Source organism: Paenibacillus sp. PL91, assembly GCF_012935325.2.
Classification (GTDB): domain Bacteria; phylum Bacillota; class Bacilli; order Paenibacillales; family Paenibacillaceae; genus Pristimantibacillus.
Map to the genome: position 1 here is coordinate 693202 of NZ_JABBYG020000002.1, position 15868 is coordinate 709069.

12 protein-coding genes are annotated in these 15868 nt (G+C 49.9%); 2 read left to right on the plus strand and 10 right to left on the minus strand.

The genetic code is table 11. The features are described from left to right. Positions 1 to 153: 153 nt before the first annotated feature. The 5 genes from HI950_RS08615 to HI950_RS08635 form a co-directional block, all read right to left on the minus strand. Complete coding sequence (locus tag HI950_RS08615; protein WP_223285166.1) at positions 154 to 504, minus strand: hypothetical protein; 351 nt, start codon at positions 502 to 504, stop codon at positions 154 to 156. Positions 505 to 661: 157 nt separating this feature from the next. Continuing rightward, positions 662 to 3496, minus strand: coding sequence for a glycoside hydrolase family 3 C-terminal domain-containing protein (locus HI950_RS08620; RefSeq protein ID WP_169083435.1), 2835 nt, complete (start codon positions 3494 to 3496; stop codon positions 662 to 664). A gap of 15 nt (positions 3497 to 3511) precedes the next feature. Next, the gene (locus HI950_RS08625) at positions 3512 to 5887 is read right to left on the minus strand and encodes a glycoside hydrolase family 95 protein (RefSeq protein WP_223285167.1); all 2376 of its coding nucleotides are present in this window, start codon (positions 5885 to 5887) and stop codon (positions 3512 to 3514) included. 225 nt (positions 5888 to 6112) lie between these two features. Further along, positions 6113 to 6949, minus strand: a complete 837-nt coding sequence (locus tag HI950_RS08630; RefSeq protein ID WP_169083436.1) for a sugar phosphate isomerase/epimerase family protein — start codon at positions 6947 to 6949, stop codon at positions 6113 to 6115. Positions 6950 to 6978: 29 nt separating this feature from the next. Then, the gene (locus tag HI950_RS08635) at positions 6979 to 8058 is read right to left on the minus strand and encodes a Gfo/Idh/MocA family protein (protein WP_169083437.1); all 1080 of its coding nucleotides are present in this window, start codon (positions 8056 to 8058) and stop codon (positions 6979 to 6981) included. Between the two features lie 155 nt (positions 8059 to 8213). Between HI950_RS08635 and HI950_RS08640 the strand changes: the two genes are divergently transcribed. After that, positions 8214 to 9095, plus strand: coding sequence for an AraC family transcriptional regulator (locus tag HI950_RS08640; RefSeq protein ID WP_169083438.1), 882 nt, complete (start codon positions 8214 to 8216; stop codon positions 9093 to 9095). 365 nt (positions 9096 to 9460) lie between these two features. Here HI950_RS08640 and HI950_RS08645 read toward each other — a convergent pair whose 3' ends face one another. Then, entirely contained in the window at positions 9461 to 10690 is a 1230-nt protein-coding gene (locus HI950_RS08645) for an MFS transporter (protein ID WP_169083439.1), read from the minus strand. Positions 10691 to 10877: 187 nt separating this feature from the next. Between HI950_RS08645 and HI950_RS08650 the strand changes: the two genes are divergently transcribed. Next, on the plus strand, positions 10878 to 11543 hold the full coding sequence (locus tag HI950_RS08650; RefSeq protein WP_169083440.1) for a GntR family transcriptional regulator: 666 nt from the start codon (positions 10878 to 10880) through the stop codon (positions 11541 to 11543). Between the two features lie 124 nt (positions 11544 to 11667). On the opposite strand, the gene HI950_RS08655 is transcribed toward HI950_RS08650, so the two are convergent. The 4 genes from HI950_RS08655 to HI950_RS08670 form a co-directional block, all read right to left on the minus strand. After that, positions 11668 to 12498 carry a uroporphyrinogen-III synthase gene (locus tag HI950_RS08655; RefSeq protein WP_169083441.1) on the minus strand — a complete coding sequence of 277 codons (831 nt, stop codon included), beginning with the start codon at positions 12496 to 12498 and terminating at the stop codon, positions 11668 to 11670. Positions 12499 to 12593: 95 nt separating this feature from the next. Then, positions 12594 to 13673 carry an AI-2E family transporter gene (locus HI950_RS08660; protein ID WP_169083442.1) on the minus strand — a complete coding sequence of 360 codons (1080 nt, stop codon included), beginning with the start codon at positions 13671 to 13673 and terminating at the stop codon, positions 12594 to 12596. Between the two features lie 192 nt (positions 13674 to 13865). Next, entirely contained in the window at positions 13866 to 14825 is a 960-nt protein-coding gene (locus tag HI950_RS08665; RefSeq protein WP_169083515.1) for an ABC transporter substrate-binding protein, read from the minus strand. Positions 14826 to 14829: 4 nt separating this feature from the next. Next, entirely contained in the window at positions 14830 to 15867 is a 1038-nt protein-coding gene (locus HI950_RS08670) for a FecCD family ABC transporter permease (RefSeq protein ID WP_169083443.1), read from the minus strand. Position 15868: the final 1 nt, after the last annotated feature.

Here is a 15868-nt window from a genome sequence, read left to right on the forward strand (position 1 = left end):
AGCATCCTATATTATAAAGCGGAGATGAATGCATTCATACATGGCTTATTCGTTATTTTATCATATAGAAATTAGACATTTCTCTTCCAGTGTGCTAGGAGCAGCTTCTTTCAGTCATATTAGGTATCATAACCGCACAAAAAACCGCTCTGATTAGAGCGGTATGCGGTACGATGAATGCTGCTCCACGACATGCTCTCCTTTGTTATACAGCCATTGAAACTTAAATCGATCGCCTGTATAACCCGTCTTGCTTCGAATATCCGGAAGAATCACCGTTTCAAAATGGTCCAAAATGATCTGCTGCATCGAGGAAAGCCGCTCCTCATTCGCCTCAAGCTGCTGCTCGGCCTCTTCATCCGATTGGGCAGTCTGCGCGAAGTATGCAAAAGCGGCATCTCTGTCGCTAACCAAATCAGGCAATGGATGCCCGGAGCCTCGAAATACTTCCTTCACCGTATCGATCCAATCCTTGTACAAGTCCATCTCAATCTCATTCTTCAATTTAACTAGCTCCTCTGCCTATGTTCTATGCTTCTTAAAACAATAAAGCCGTATTTGGCAAAATGCAACCGCAGCCGCATAAAAAAAGTGGAGCCGCCTAAGGCCTGTCATGCAGCCTTGAGCAGCTCCGCTCGTATGGTTTTAATGAAAGTTACGATTATTGCACCTGAAAATAGCTCAGCTTCACGCTTCCTGTCAAGCCGATAACCAATTCGCCATCTTGCTTGATGCTTGGCAGCTCAATGCGAACGGTTTGCCATTCTTGCTCGCCGCTTGCAGCGACGGTGCAAGCGCCGATAACGCTACTCGCTGGGCTGCCAATCCGAAGTGTAAGCTCGCCGCCCTGCTCGCCGCCGCTAACGCGTGCTTCAAGCACAGAAGAACCACTCGACCAATCGATGTCCTTGAACTTGATCCAGCCTCCGGATTGCGACAGCCGAACGGCCGTGCCGCCCTCCTTGCTCTCGTCCAAATAAACATGGGCATAATCATCATAATTTTCCGCACGGGTTTGCTGCGACAGATTGCGTGGCGGAATCGTTTCGCCTTCGATTGTGATTGTTCCGGACACCTTGACGTCAACGGATGAGCCGCCAGCCGCAAACGTATACTCCGCAGCCTCAAGGCAGAACCGGTCACGCGTTACGTCCCAAATCGCCAGCTCTTCCGCTGGCACGATTAATTGCACAGCCTTAGTCTCACCCGGCTGCAAAACAATGCGCGTAAAGCCGACCAGCTTCTTAAGCGGACGCTCCACCCTTGAGCCTTCTGTACGAACATATAATTGAACGACCTCATCCGCAGCAATGCCAGCTTCGTTCGTCACTTGCAGGTCAACGGTTACGCTGCCGTCAATGCTCGACGCGTTATTCGTTATTTCAAGCGGGCTATAGCGGAATGTACCGTAGCTGAGCCCGTAGCCAAACGGGTACAACGGCTCGCCGTCAAAATACAAATACGTTCTTTTGCCTTTCAAAATGTCATAGTCCATCAGATCCGTCAGCTGCTCTTCAGATTTGTACCACGTCATGTTCAGCCGCCCCGCCGGCGAATAGTCGCCAAACAGCACGTCAGCGATGGCGTTGCCAAGCTCTTGTCCGGCATGCGACAGGTATACAATCGCCGGTATTTTCTCGTTAACCGCGTTCAGCGCATACGGGTAGCTGCCGATGACGACAACAACCGTGTTCGGGTTAGCTGCAAATACAGCGCTTATCAATTCATTTTGCGATGCTGCAAGATCAAGGCTCGGTCGGTCGATCTCTTCCTTGCCGTTTATGAGCGGATTGTTGCCGACGAAGACGATCGCGGTTTCCGCCGCCTTCGCTGCTGCTACCGCTTCTGCGATGCCGTCTGTAATCACATCCTTAGTGAACAGCTCGTTCGCCCCGGCCTCAGCCGCTTCGGTAACTTGCAGCGAATCGGTTCCGCCGTTCGGAGCGGTTACGAGCTTGCCGTTCCATGTCCTTATCGCAAATTGATTATTCGATTGCTCGTCGAGCTTGAACACTTCCTTCACATACCAGCCGAAAGCTTCGCTTGCTGATGCTGCGATATTTACATCGTCGGCGCTTGTAAGCAGCTTGCCGGAGTTTTTGCTTTCGAGCGTAAAGCTGCCCCAGCCCCAATCGGTTACCTCAAACGTCTCGCCGGTCTCGGCTTTATCCGATTCGCCAGCCTGCAGGCGGCCTTCATTGTCCGCGTAAGCTTGCAAAGCCTTTCCATTTGCTGCCGATTTCAGTACGACGCGGTCGTTGCCGCTGCTGTACGAAACAGTCTTGCCAGACAGCTTGCTCTTAATGCCTTCAAGCGGCGTAACCTTGTAAGGAAGCGAACCGGAATACCAATCGCGGTATACGACATCGGCAAGCGGCCCGATAACGGCAACGCTGCTTAGCTTCTCTTTACTAAGAGGAAGGGCGTTGTTCTCATTCTTCAACAATACGATAGATTCACGCGCTGCTTGCAGCGACAATTGACCATGCTCAGGCGCGCAAAGCTTGGATTCCGGTACGTTGGCGTACGGATTTTGATCTGCTGGATCAAACTCGCCCAAGCGGAAGCGCACGCGGAACGTATTGATGAGCGCTTTGTCCAAATGCTGCTCTGTTAGCAGTCCTTCTGCCAATGCCTCGCGGATCGCGGCGCAGGATTTCTCTTTATCGTCCGTAATGCTGTCAATTCCGGCTTTGATCGCATGCGCCACCGCATCCTTGTATGAGTCGTAATAGTGATGATCGTTGACGATTCCGAGCAGGTCGCCTGCATCACTTACGATGAAGCCGTTCATGCCCCACTCCTCTTTCACCACTTTGTTTACATCCTCATGCAAAATAGTCGGCGTCCCATTGACCGAATTGTACGAGGTCATCATGGAATGCGCGCCGCCCTTCACGAACGCCGGCTTAAACGCAGCTTGATAATACTCCTTCATGTTGCGTGGGTCGATGCTCGCCGAGCAGCTGCCGCGGTTAATTTCATTGTTATTGCCGATAAAATGCTTCAAGGTCGCTACCGCTTTGAAATAAAGCGGATGGTCGCCTTGAATGCCCTGGACAAGCGATGCCGTCAGCTCGCCCGTCAGCTTCGGATCTTCGCCGTAAGCTTCCTCTGTCCGGCCCCAGCGCGGATCACGCTCCATATCGACAGTAGGCGCCCATAGCGTCAAGCCATTAATGGCTGGATTGCGCTGAAAGTAAACGCGCGCCTCGTCGCCGATCACAGAGCCCACTTCCTTGAGCAGCACGGGATTCCACGTACAGCCAAGCCCAATCGGCTGCGGGAATGTCGTCGCTTCGCCGAGCCATGCCATGCCATGCGCCGCTTCTGTTCCGTGCTTGTATGGCTTAACGCCTAATCTCTCGATTTCAGGCTGATATTGAACCATCGAATCTATTTTCTCATCGAGCGTAAATCGCGATACAAGGTCGGTTACCCGCTCTTCAAGCGGAAGGGCGATATTTTCAAACGGAAAACGTGTATTGGTCGTCATTATGGTTACTTCCCTTCAGTTCGTTATCGTAGTGATGCTGTACCATTCGTTTTTGCTCGTTGGAAAAGGCGCCGATGCGTCAATGGCTGTGCCGTCGGAAGCATGAACCGCGAACGCTTCCTTGGAACGCAGGCTGCAAGGCAAGCCATGCGTGGAAAGTATTCTGCCGTTGATTAGCTTGCCGTCCCTCCACTCGATATCAACGATGAAGCCGCCGCGAGCCTTGATTCCTTTTATATAGCCGCTTGGCCAAGCCGCCGGTAGCGCGGGCAGAAGCTCTATGCCGTTCAAATGGCTTTGCAGCAGCAGCTCCGCAATACCTGCCGCTCCGCCAAAGTTTCCGTCGATTTGAAAAGGCGGATGATCATCAAACAAATTCGGATGCGTCGAGCGTGCGAGCAGCGTATGAATGAATCGGTATGCCGACTCTGGCTCCTTCAGCCGCGCATACAGATTGATTAGCCATGCGCAGCTCCAGCCCGTATGGCCTCCGCCGTTCTTAATGCGGCTCTCTAGCGACAACCGTCCAGCTTCAACAAGCTCCGGCGTTTCTTCTTGATTGATCGTCGTACCTGGATATAAGCCGTATAAGTGCGAGACATGGCGATGGCCCGGCTCATGCTCTTTGAAGTGCTCGTGCCATTCCTGCAATAAGCCGTCAGGTGCGATTTGCAGTGACGGAAGCTTGCTTCTCGCAGCGGCGAGCCGCTCCGCAAATGCTTCATCATGCTGCAGCAGGCTTGCAGCCGTTATACAGTGCTCAAACAATTCGCCGATTAGCGTAATGTCCATGGCAGACGATTCCGCTACGCTGCTCGCTTCGCCCTCCGCGGTTAGAAATTTATTTTCCGGCGAGGTAGAAGGCGAAGTCATAAGCAATCCTTCTTCGTTTTCCTGCAGCCAGTCCAAGCAAAACAACGCAGCGCCTTTCATAAGGGGATAGGCTTTCTCCTTCAGAAAATGCTCATTCGGATTATACAAATAATGCTCCCACAAATGCTGCGTCAGCCATACGCCGCCAAGCGGCCAGAATGCCCAGCTTGGATGTCCGGCAGTCGGCGTCGACGTCCGCCATAAGTCTACATTGTGATGCGCAACCCAGCCTGCGCTGTTGTAATGAATGGCGGCTGTCCGCGCACCTGTCTCGCTAAGCTCCTCTATGAGCTGGAACAGAGGCTCATGGCATTCGCTCAAATTTCCTGACTCGGCGGGCCAATAGTTCATCTGTGTATTGATGTTGGTCGTATAATCGCTGTTCCACGGCGGCTGCACCCGGTCATTCCAAATGCCCTGAAGATTAGCCGGCTGCGTACCTGGACGCGAGCTCGCCATAAGCAGGTAGCGGCCATATTGGAAATATAACGCTTCCAGCTGCGGGTCCTGCTCTCCTCTTTTATAAGCTTCGAGCCGCTCGTCAGTCGGCAGCAGAGCATTAGGCGTTTGTCCTAATTGGATATCTACACGCTGGATCAAACGGCGATGATCTTCAACATGGCGCTCTCGCAGCTCTTCATAGCTATGTGCAAGAGCCGCTTCCAGCACGAGGTTGTTTTGCATGCTTACCACTGCCTCATTCATTGCTGGCTGACGATCAAAACCTTCAAAGCTCGTTGCCGCGCTTAACAGAAAGGTAGCCGTACGGGCACCGCGTATCTTTAGTTTGTTATCCTCGCTTACCGAGACCTCGCCACCGTCTATCTTCACGAGAAGCTTAGTCTGGAACGTAATGCCGCGATCCTGCTCATATTGGACAGCCATTGGGTGATCGCCCATATAATTGTCCGCGACATGGCTCGGACATCGTCCGTGCAGCACGATTGAATTGCTATCCTGCGATGATAGCTCAAACAGCACCGAAGCTTGCAGCGATGCCGTCAGCTCAAGAAGCTCGTCCCCCTCCGCTTCATATCGTGCGCAAAGCACTTGATCAACTGCGCTTACAAACATCTCGCGCATAAATGCGGTCTGACCGACCTGGAACCGAGTCGAAGCGATCCCCGCATCGATATCAAGCTTGCGAATATACTGTTCCGGCTGGTCATTCTTCTGAGCAAAATGCTGCTCAACGTACCAGTCTCCCATCGGCTGATAGGATTCGGTATTCGTTCCGAGCATTTTCGCCTCGATGAGCTGCTCTGCCTGAACGAATCGTTTCTCCGCGATCAATTCCCGAGCGCGCTTCAAATAACGCAGCGCCTCGTAATTATTAGTATCGCGGGGAAAGCCCGACCACAGCGTATCCTCGTTTAATTGAATACGTTCCCTTTTCACGCCGCCAAAAACCATGCCGCCTATTCGGCCATTGCCGATCGGCAGCGCCTCTTCCCATCTCGAAGCCGGCTGCTTGTACCAAAGGTTCAGCGGATGCATTTGCTCTGCTTGATTTGTCATATGTTCGGTCTCCTGTTTTAAAAAAACGGTTATGGTTATTATCCATCATAACGGAATAGTCGTCTTGTACAGTACCCATCAGATTTCATGCAAAATCATATAAAAATTAGCGCTTGTTTGCGGTAACGGTTAAATTGCCGAATTTTTCGGGAGGCTGCTAGTAACCTAAATAAAAAAATGGTTGAGCAGGCTCTCCCAAGCGCTCAACCATTTTTTTGTTCCGTTTTAAAGCTCTGCTGCGCCAAATACTTTATCAAAGCCAGCCTTAGAGCGCTGAATAAGCTCTTCCGGCGATTGCGATGGCGCCTCTGCCGTTAAGATCTCCTGCGACACAGCGCCTTTGTAACCGATTCGATCAAGCGCCTGTAGGAAGCCCACTAGATCAATAACGCCCTCGCCCGGATAAATGCGGCCATTATCGAGCGCTTCCTCCACCGGCACGTTTGGCGCGTCATTAATATGAACATGCACGATCTGATCGGCACGTAGCGCTTCGATATCGGCAATGGTCAATTCGTTCGTATACCAGTGGTACGCATCAAACAACAACCCAACATTGCTTTCGCCTATTGCGTCAATCCACTCCAGCGTCTCCTCAAGCGTCCAAATGAACGGATTTGCCCAGCGCGTACGCAAATGGTGAGGACCGACGAATTCAAGGCCGAGGCGAATGCCGTAAGCGCCAAGAATTTGTGCGCAAGTACGCAATCGGCGTGTTGCCAGTGCCATAAAGCGTGCGGCTTTCAAATCCGTGGATGGCAAAATGTACGTGCAGCAGCTCGTGCATCCAAGCGCAGCCGCAGCGGCAGCAGAAGCCGCGAGCTTTTCCAAGCCTTCCAGAAAAGCCTCTTCCGTCGTTCTCCATTCTACTGGCAGACCGATCGAGCCGATAACTACGCCGTTCTTGGCAAGCAGCTCGCGTGCCTGTTCAACCCCATGACGCTCGATTAGAGATCCAGCATCCAAATCTACTGCCTGAAACCCATTTGCGCCAGCGAGTTCAATAAAACGCTCATCACTTTCTATACGGCCAAGCCCTGCTCCGGTTAGTCCTCTTAACATGCGGTTTCCTCCTTATACCTTCAATGAGATTAGTCTAAATTCCAATCCAGCTTCACTTCATTGCCCGTACGGGACGATTCATAGATCGCATCCAGCACAAGGTTGTTCGTAAAACCAGTCAGTGCGGAAGTAATCGGCTGCTTGCCCTCGCGAATACATGCCAGGAAGTGACGGCTTAGACGCGTGCGTTCACCTTCATCGTTGTCGGGCTTGCGCAGCACCGTTTCGATCGGACGATCAAACTTCTCTGTCAGCAGCTTGCCCTCAGCTCCGCGGTAGCTTGCGCCACCCTCTGAGCCCATCACATGAATGAACGGCGTATTATCTGTATCCATGTGGACGGCCCAGCTAACTTCAAGCGAAAGCGTGCTGCCGTCTTCCATTTTGATCAAGGCGGTTGCCAGATCCTCTACATCGTAAGCACCGTTCCAATTCGGCGTACCCCAAGTGCCGATCCCTTTGCGGCTTGGGCCAAACTCGGCATAGGTTGCCCCGTACACGGATACCGGCTTTGGATTGCCCATCAAGTACAGCGCAAGATCCAGCATATGTACGCCGATATCGATAAGCGGGCCGCCGCCCGATTGATCCATTTGTGTAAACCATGTGCCCCAGCCCGGAATGCCTTTGCGGCGGAACCAGCCGGTTTTTGCCGTATATATTTTGCCAAGCTCGCCGCGGTCGATTTGCTCTTTAATTTGCATCGGCACCGATTCCCAGCGCATTTGATGGCCAACCATTACAACACGATCGGAAGCTTGGCTTGCTTTCAAAATTTGACGTGCCGCCTCGCCGTTGATGCCCATTGGCTTTTCGAGCAGAACATGCTTGCCAGCAGCCAATGCTTGCAGCGCAAGCGGAGCATGGTGCTGGTTAGGCACACCGATAATAATCGCATCTACGTCGGCGCGCTGAATAAGCTCTTCTGCCGAATTGACTACGTTTGCGATGCCGTATTGCTTCGCCCGCTCTACCGCTAGAGGCAAGAAAGCATCGGTTATTGCGGTAATGACGCATTCGTCGCCTAGCTTCGAAAATTGTCCTGCATGAACATTGCCGATATTGCCTGCGCCGATAATGCCGATTCTAATTTTGTTCTCAACGGTCACTGGATTTCCTCCTAAAATGTTGGACTAACATCGCAAGCATTCGAATTCGCATTCGCTAACGCTTGATCATGATATTTATGTTAAAATAAACGGGATCAGAAATCGTGCTTGTTTTTCGATAAAAGTCTCAGTTTTTCGGAGGAATCCATTATTTCATGACTTACATACCCGATTATTTGAAAACGTATCCAAATATGAACACATCCTCCCCTCTTCATATTAGCTTGAACCGGCTTTATCATGGCTTCCGCCCGCATCGTCACGATTTTTTGGAATTTTCTTATGTCGTCGACGGGAGAGGCTCCGAATCGATCAATGATGCCAAGCATCAAATGCTGCCAGGCACGTTTACCTTCGTGCTGCCCTACCAGGTGCATGAGCTATTTACGGAGCCGGGCAGCACCTTGGTGCTGTATAATTGTATGTTCAGCATGGATTTGTTGATGGAGCCAGGCCAAGAAACCGGTCTTATGGACTTAATTGCCCAAAATATGCTGCCGCCCTTCATTCAGCTAAGCGGTGCTGACAATGAACGCATGAAGCATTTAATTGAAGATATGTATCAAGAATACACTGGGCAGGAGCCATGGCGCCGTACGATGCTGCAGGTGCGATTAAAGGAAATATTAGCCTGCTTCGACCGCTATCGCCGAAAAGCCGCGCCTTCTGCAGAAGTATTGACGCCCATCTCGAGGTCCAGCGCATCGGTATGGCCGATCATTCATTATATCCACCGCCATTATCAGGATGAGATCGCGCTCTCCGATCTTGCGAGCCGCTTCTCGCTCAGCGTATCGCGCATAAGTGAGGTCATTAAGCAGACGACAGGTCAGACCTTCGTCCACTTTCTGCATGATTTGCGCTTGCGCCATGCTTGCAGCCTGCTCGTCTCAACTGATATGAGCGTCGCCGAAATCGCGCTTGAGGTCGGTTATGGCTCCTACAAAACGTTCTCCCGTATCTTTCGCGAGACGAAAGGCGTCGTGCCGAAGGACTACCGTAAAACGAAGTTAAATCAGGAGAAGCTTAGCCAATAGCCTTTTACCTTCCGTTTGAAAATGAGCAAGGGCTGCCTACTGTAGATCTTTCTACATGCGAGGCAGCCCTTGCTCTGTTATGTGTTTAATTGAAAATAGACAAAACCACGAATAAGATGGCTAGCAATACGTAAATGACAAGCGATATGATCATTAAAGTCCGCTTACTCACAGCGCTACTCCCCTCCCAGCACCGATTAGGCTATACACCATTATTGTATGTGCATGGGGACAACGCGGAAATTGTCCAGTTGAGAAAATGGAGGCTCTTTGTCTCATCCTCTTGGAGGACGATTACGCCCTTCCTTCTTATCCTTATGCTTCCCAGCTTGTGACGAATGCCTTACAAGCCCGCCCTTCCTTGGCTACCGGTTTGCCTTGCTCTGCCGGTCCGAAGGCAGCAAAATGGTGAGCATTCCGAGCAGTGGCAAATACGAAGTGCAGCGAATAACAAATTCGATGCCCATGGAATCCGCCAAGTTGCCGAGGATAGCCGAGCCGATGCCGCCAAGTCCAAACGCCATTCCGAAGAACACGCCTGATACGAGTCCAACTCTGCCTGGCAGCAGCTCATTCGCGTAAACCAATATAACAGAAAACGCCGAGGCTAATATAAGTCCGGCAAAAAAGATCAAAATGACGGAAAAAGTTAAATTCGCGTAAGGGAGCAGCAAAGCAAACGGAGCCGTGCCCAATATGGAAAACCAAATCAAGCTGCGACGGCTAAACTTATCCGCAAGCACGCCTCCAAGCAGCAAACCGATTACATTTGCAGCTAAAAAGACGAACAGCACCATTTGCGCTTGGCTGACCGACAATCCAAAATGATCGATCGCGTAAAAGGAATAATAGCTGCTGATCGCAGCGATATAGACGTTTTTGGAAAAAACAAGAATCATCAAAATCGTTAATGCAAATACGACCTTGCCTGTGGACACGTTCATCCTAGAGGCAGGCTTTGCTGCTTGCTTCGCACCCTTGGCAGGAGAAAGGGCAAGCTGCGTTCCGTACCATTTGGCCACATAATATTGAATGACGATTCCGATCGTAACGAAAAGCACAAACCAGATGACCCCTCGCTGGCCCGTATGTACGAAAAGCAAAGCAGTCATAATTGGGGCAAGCGATTGTCCGATATTGCCGCCAAATTGAAAAATAGACTGGCCCGTTCCCTTTTTCGCTCCTGCCGCTAAATAGGAAACGCGCGCGGATGCCGGATGGAAGACGGCCGAGCCGATTCCAATAAGCATGACGGCAGCCATGACCATCCAAAAATGCGACGCATAGGAAAGGGCAGCGACTCCGCCCAGCGTGAACAGCATGCCGATCGGCAGCAGCATCGGCCTCGGATGCGTATCGGACAAAATGCCAATGACAGGCTGAAGCACCGCTGCCGTTAAATTAATCATCAGCGAGATCAATCCGATCTGCGCGAAGCTAAGGGAAAGAGAATCCTTCAAAATAGGAAATAAGGCCGGTACGACGGATTGAATCGTATCATTAATTAAATGCACGAAGCTGATGGCAAACAATAACGGATATAGTGTTTTTAAAACGTTAGGCGATGCGGCGATAGTTGCTTGGTTGGTGGACATGTAGGTTTCTCCTTTATCTATTTTGATATGCGATATATTGCATATTATATTTCCTGGAAAGGTTAAAAGCAATATTTTCATTTCCTTCATCGGTCGTTTGCGTCAATCGCTTATTATGCGATATATTATATATTGGTATCAATCAAACCAGACAATCATGCAAGAAATGAATAAAGGAGAGCTTTCGTTGCCTATCCCAAACGATTATTCAACGCCGGTTAGACTATCCGCCAAAGAGCGTACATTGACTCAGCTTCAAAAATGGATTGTCGAAGGCACGCTCCAGCCTGGAGAGAAGCTCGTTGATTCAGAGCTTGCCGAGGCGCTTGGCGTAAGCCGCACCCCGATTAGAGAAGCATTCCAATTGCTTGAGGTTCAAGGGCTCATTCAGACCTTTCCGGGAAAAGAAACAAGAGTGACAACGCTTGAGAAGGACGATATCGTCAAGCTTTACGGACCGCTGACTGCCCTACATGCGCTGGCGGCCGAGCTCGCTGTAGCCAACATTCAGCAGGAGAACATCGAGGAGCTGCGCGCGATCAACGCGTCATTCAGTGAATGCTTTGACAAAGAGCAGTATTATCAAGCGATGGAGTTTGATGAGAAGTTTCATGATACGATTTTACAAATCGCGAATAACCCGTATATTCTCACCTTCAGCTCCTCCCTCCAAATGCATATCAGAAGGTATAAATACATTTTTATCAAACGCCCGAATTGGGAGTCGCAGGCCGCCGCCAAAGACCATGAGGCGATCATTCAAGCATTGGAATCACGCGATGTTGAAGCTGCTGCTAGCTTAATGAAGCATAATTTACTTCGGCCACTAAAAAATCTGGATGCCATGCTTTAAGCAGCCAGAACAATCCAGACCTTGTTCAACAACAAAAAAAGTGATCATGCCGCCTCTAGTTGCGCATCATCACTTTTTTTTGTTATCTATCACTATGGTAAGACGTCTGGCTTCTTGTAATTTCCTAGGCTTCTTTGCCCTCGATAAGCTCGTAATAGCGGCCGATTTCAATAATTAAAGCGCCCATTCTCTCCAGCTCCGGTACAACAATTCGCTTTACCCCGTGCCCCTTGAGCGCCTCCTCCGTTACTTTACCTACGGCAGCAGCAACAATCTTTCCTTCAAACGCTTCTAATAGAGACGCCTTGCGCTCCGTTTCGATCGCATACTTGAATAAATAATGCACCTGAACGGCAGTTGTGAAGCAAATCGTATCCAGCGAGCCCTCGGCCAGCTCAGTCATAAGTGTCTCTAATGTAGCTGGATCAGGTGGAACATGTTTATACGGCAGCACGCTCTCTACCTGAAGGGCGCCTTTGGATTGTAGAAAGGACACCAGCTCCGGCGCTGGCTCGCCATGCAGCTGAATCCAAACACGCTGCCCTTCAAAATCATAAGCAGACAGGTTGTCCATAAGTCCCTGCATCGTCCCGTCATCATCGCTGACAACCGCCTTTAGGCCTGACCGCTTGAGAAACGCAGACGTTTTGTAGCCTCTCGTTGCAATTTTCGACTGTGTCATACGTTCCAGAACAGCCTGTCCAATATCCAGCTTATGGGCAGCAGCGATCAAGCTTTCCGATCCCATCCCCGTCGTCAAAATCAACCAGTCGGTGCCCTGCTCAGCGAATTTACGCAGCGGCTCCGCAAGCAGATCCTCATCAAACATCGTTAAACCCTGCAGCGAGCGAATGATCGGAATGCCGCCTTGCTTCTCAACAATTAAGCTCATCTCATCGGTTTTGCGAGATCCGGCTATGACGATTCGTTTATTTTTCAAAGCGTTTATGCTCATATTCTATCTGCCACCGTACTTTCGGTTAATTTGCCTAAGTCGACGTCATTATACCAGAGAAAGGATATACACGCATCCCTTACGACAAATAAATATTAGGCATTTTCCCATAGCTGCTTAAAGAATAGCTCATAGACTTTGCAAAATACGATTTTCAAAATCATATAAACCGGAATGATCAGCAGTATGCCTAAAATCCCCGCTATATCTCCGCCAACGAGCACCAATATAATCGTCGTCATTGGATGGATATCCAGCTGCTTGCCAAAAACGTATGGCGCAACCAAATTGTCTTGGATTTGCTGAGCGATCGTAATGATGACAATCGACCAGAGGGCAATGGACGGCGCTTCAATAAATCCGATAATGACGATAGGCACCGACGAAAGGAATGATCCGATAAACGGGATAAAATTCAAAATAACCGCCACAACGGTAAGCAAAAGCGCGTAAGGCAAATCGATAATGAGAAAGCCGGCATACATCAATACGCCAAGCGCCAAATTTACGATGACACGCCCGACGATAAAGCTGCTAAGCATATGATCAATCTCAGCCATGACCTCCGTTCCATCTCGTCGGAATCGCTTCGGTATGAAGCTGACGATTTTTTCGCCGAACTTCCCGCCTTCCTTGAGCATATAAAACAGCAGAATCGGAAACGTAATAAGCACGATTGCAAAATTGGAGAAAAAGGTAAGCATTCCAGACAAATAATCGGTCAGCAACGTAAAGCCTTTGTTCAAATAATCCGTCAGCTTGGAGAGCAAATTGGAGTCCTGCGGCAAAAAAGACGATAAAAAGCCGTTATGCTCAAGCTCTTCCACCTGCTCGCTTAGCGTTGTGAACAGCGTAGGGGCATTTTCGACCAAATTAAGCAACTGGGTTCTTAACGAAGGCCAAACGACGATGCTAAAGCCAACCATGATGACGGCGATCGCCAAATAAATAAGTAAAATGGCAAAGGTTCGATTCACCTTGCGGTTCTCCATCACATTAACGAGCGGACGGAGCAAGTAATAGAAAAAGCCTGCAAGCATGAGCGGAACGATAATCATACTGAATAACGACAGAATGGGCTTAAAAATAAAATCGACCTTCGATCCCAAATAAATGATGATCAGCACCAAAATGATCGTGAAGCACCATCTGATAAAGCGGTTATGCTTGGCCATGCGTTCACCTTCTTCTCTTTTTAGATGAGATAATAAGCCAAGCGGCACAAAAAAACAGAAAGCTCATAGCTGCCGGTTGCTCCCAAAATAGGTTACTACCTTTTACCCGAACCTCTGCCTTGTGAAACGTAAAAAAAGAACGCAGCAAGAGCAATAAGCCCTCTGCTGCGTTCTTCCTTTCCAGTTATTCGTTTACTTTGCAAACAGCTTCTCCGCGTCATCGAGCGCCATGCTGTGGCCGATGGAGGAGTAATCCAGCCATTTCTGACCATCCAATACATACACATGCTTATTTTTGACCGCTTTTAAATTTTGCCATACGATATTTTTTTCAAGCTCTTCGAATTTCGCTTTCGCTTCACTGCCCTTGCTAATAATGACGAAGATCGCATCTGCGTCAAAGTCCGGAAGCACCTCTTGAGAAATAACCGCAAATGGCTCATCTACGATTTTTTCAACGCCTGTCGCAGGCTTGAGTCCAAGATCCTCAAACATAATCGGGCCCACCGGACGCGCCATTCCCATAACCCGAAGCTCCTTCGCTGTCATGCGGATTGCCATTACTTTAGCGTCTTGGCCGAGCTTAGCATTAACTAACTCCTTTACGCGCTCCGCCTTCGTCTCGTAATCCTTAATAAATGCTTCCGCTTCCTTCTCCTTGCCTACATGCTGTGCAATTAGGTTCAGATGGTCGCGCCAAGTGCCTTGATCCATATCAATACTTATCGTAGGAGCGATCTTCTCGAACTTTGCGAGGTCCTTGCCAGAGAGCTTTTCATCGATATAGATGGCATCCGGCTTCTGCGCCAATACGGCTTCCATATCTGGATCGGCTACGACGCCAAACTTCGCAGCGCCTTTCAAACGGTCTGCTACATGCGGCAGAAAGTCTTTTACATCCCCGCCGACAACCGAGCCTACAGGCGTTATGCCGAGTGCGAGCAAGTTATTCGTAAAATGTATCGACATCGAAGCAATTTTACCATTTGGATCATGCGTCTTAACATCTTCCGAAGATTCTGGCGCCTCGGTCGCCTCGTTTGACGGCGCGTTTGTGCCCTCAGCACCATTATTAGGAGCAGAAGACTGTCCGCAAGCGGCCAGCAGCACCACAAGCATTAGTAAAACAACGGTTGTCATTATTCTTTTCATCATGTTAGCGATTCCTCCGTGAGTTAGGTTTTGAATGCAAAAGCAAATATAGAAAATACGGACCTCCAATCGCCGCAACGACGACCCCAGCTGGTATCGCATTTGGCTGAAAAATAGAGCGGCCTACCGTGTCCGCGCTAACCAAGATGAGCAGGCCAACGAGTGCGGCTATCGGTAAAAAATGGCGATGCTGCGGCCCTGCAAGCCGCCTTGCAATATGAGGGGCGATAAGCCCGATAAAGCCAATGCCGCCAGCCATTGACACGCTTGCGCAGGATAAAGCCACCGCTAAGCCAAGCATAAGCAAACGATTTCGCGTTACATAGCTGCCTACGCTGGAAGCTGTCTCATCGCCAAGGGCGAATAAATCAAGCGACCGCGAGCGGAAATAAATGATCGGAACGATCAAAACGATCCACGGCAGAAGCGCCCATACATTTATCCAATCCCTTCCCCATACACTTCCAGCAAGCCAGCGGGCGGCGAAGGAGTAAGTATCCTCGTCCAGCCTCAAGGATAAGAATAGCGTGAGGGCGCTAACGCCTGCTTCAATAGCGATGCCGACTAGTATTAATCGAATCGGAATGATCCCTTTATATCGATCGTAGGCTAGCAAAATAATAATAATCGAAATAACGACGCCGCCAGCAAAGGTGAATATCGGGATTAGCAAGGCAGCCGGCCCTTCCATCGTGCGAAAAAAGGATACGAATAGAATTAACCCAAAAGCTGCACCCGCATGAATACCAAGTATGCCTGGGTCCGCTAACGAATTGCGTGATACGCCCTGCATAACAGCCCCTGAGATGCCAAGCCCAATACCAGCTAGTATCGTAATGACAATGCGAGGCAGCCGGTAATCGAATAAAATAAGCTGTTCGTCTGACGTGCCGCCGCCAAGCAGCGTTCGCCAGATCGAGGCCGGTGATAACCGAATGGTTCCCGTATTCAAGCTCACGATGACGACAGCTATTGCGATCGCAAGCAAAATAACGCCTACTGCGATCGCTCTGGCTGATCTTTTTTGCTCCAAGCTTGCCATC

Excerpts from the sequence above, each read along its gene's own strand:
- HI950_RS08630 (WP_169083436.1), bottom strand. The coding sequence starts at position 6,949 with ATGTTAAGAGGACTAACCGGAGCAGGGCTTGGCCGTATAGAAAGTGAT.
- HI950_RS08645 (WP_169083439.1), bottom strand. The coding sequence starts at position 10,690 with ATGTCCACCAACCAAGCAACTATCGCCGCATCGCCTAACGTTTTAAAA.
- HI950_RS08670 (WP_169083443.1), bottom strand. The coding sequence starts at position 15,867 with ATGGCAAGCTTGGAGCAAAAAAGATCAGCCAGAGCGATCGCAGTAGGC.
- HI950_RS08640 (WP_169083438.1), top strand. The coding sequence starts at position 8,214 with ATGACTTACATACCCGATTATTTGAAAACGTATCCAAATATGAACACA.
- HI950_RS08660 (WP_169083442.1), bottom strand. The coding sequence starts at position 13,673 with ATGGCCAAGCATAACCGCTTTATCAGATGGTGCTTCACGATCATTTTG.
- HI950_RS08655 (WP_169083441.1), bottom strand. The coding sequence starts at position 12,498 with ATGAGCATAAACGCTTTGAAAAATAAACGAATCGTCATAGCCGGATCT.
- HI950_RS08665 (WP_169083515.1), bottom strand. The coding sequence starts at position 14,825 with ATGAAAAGAATAATGACAACCGTTGTTTTACTAATGCTTGTGGTGCTG.
- HI950_RS08625 (WP_223285167.1), bottom strand. The coding sequence starts at position 5,887 with ATGACAAATCAAGCAGAGCAAATGCATCCGCTGAACCTTTGGTACAAG.
- HI950_RS08620 (WP_169083435.1), bottom strand. The coding sequence starts at position 3,496 with ATGACGACCAATACACGTTTTCCGTTTGAAAATATCGCCCTTCCGCTT.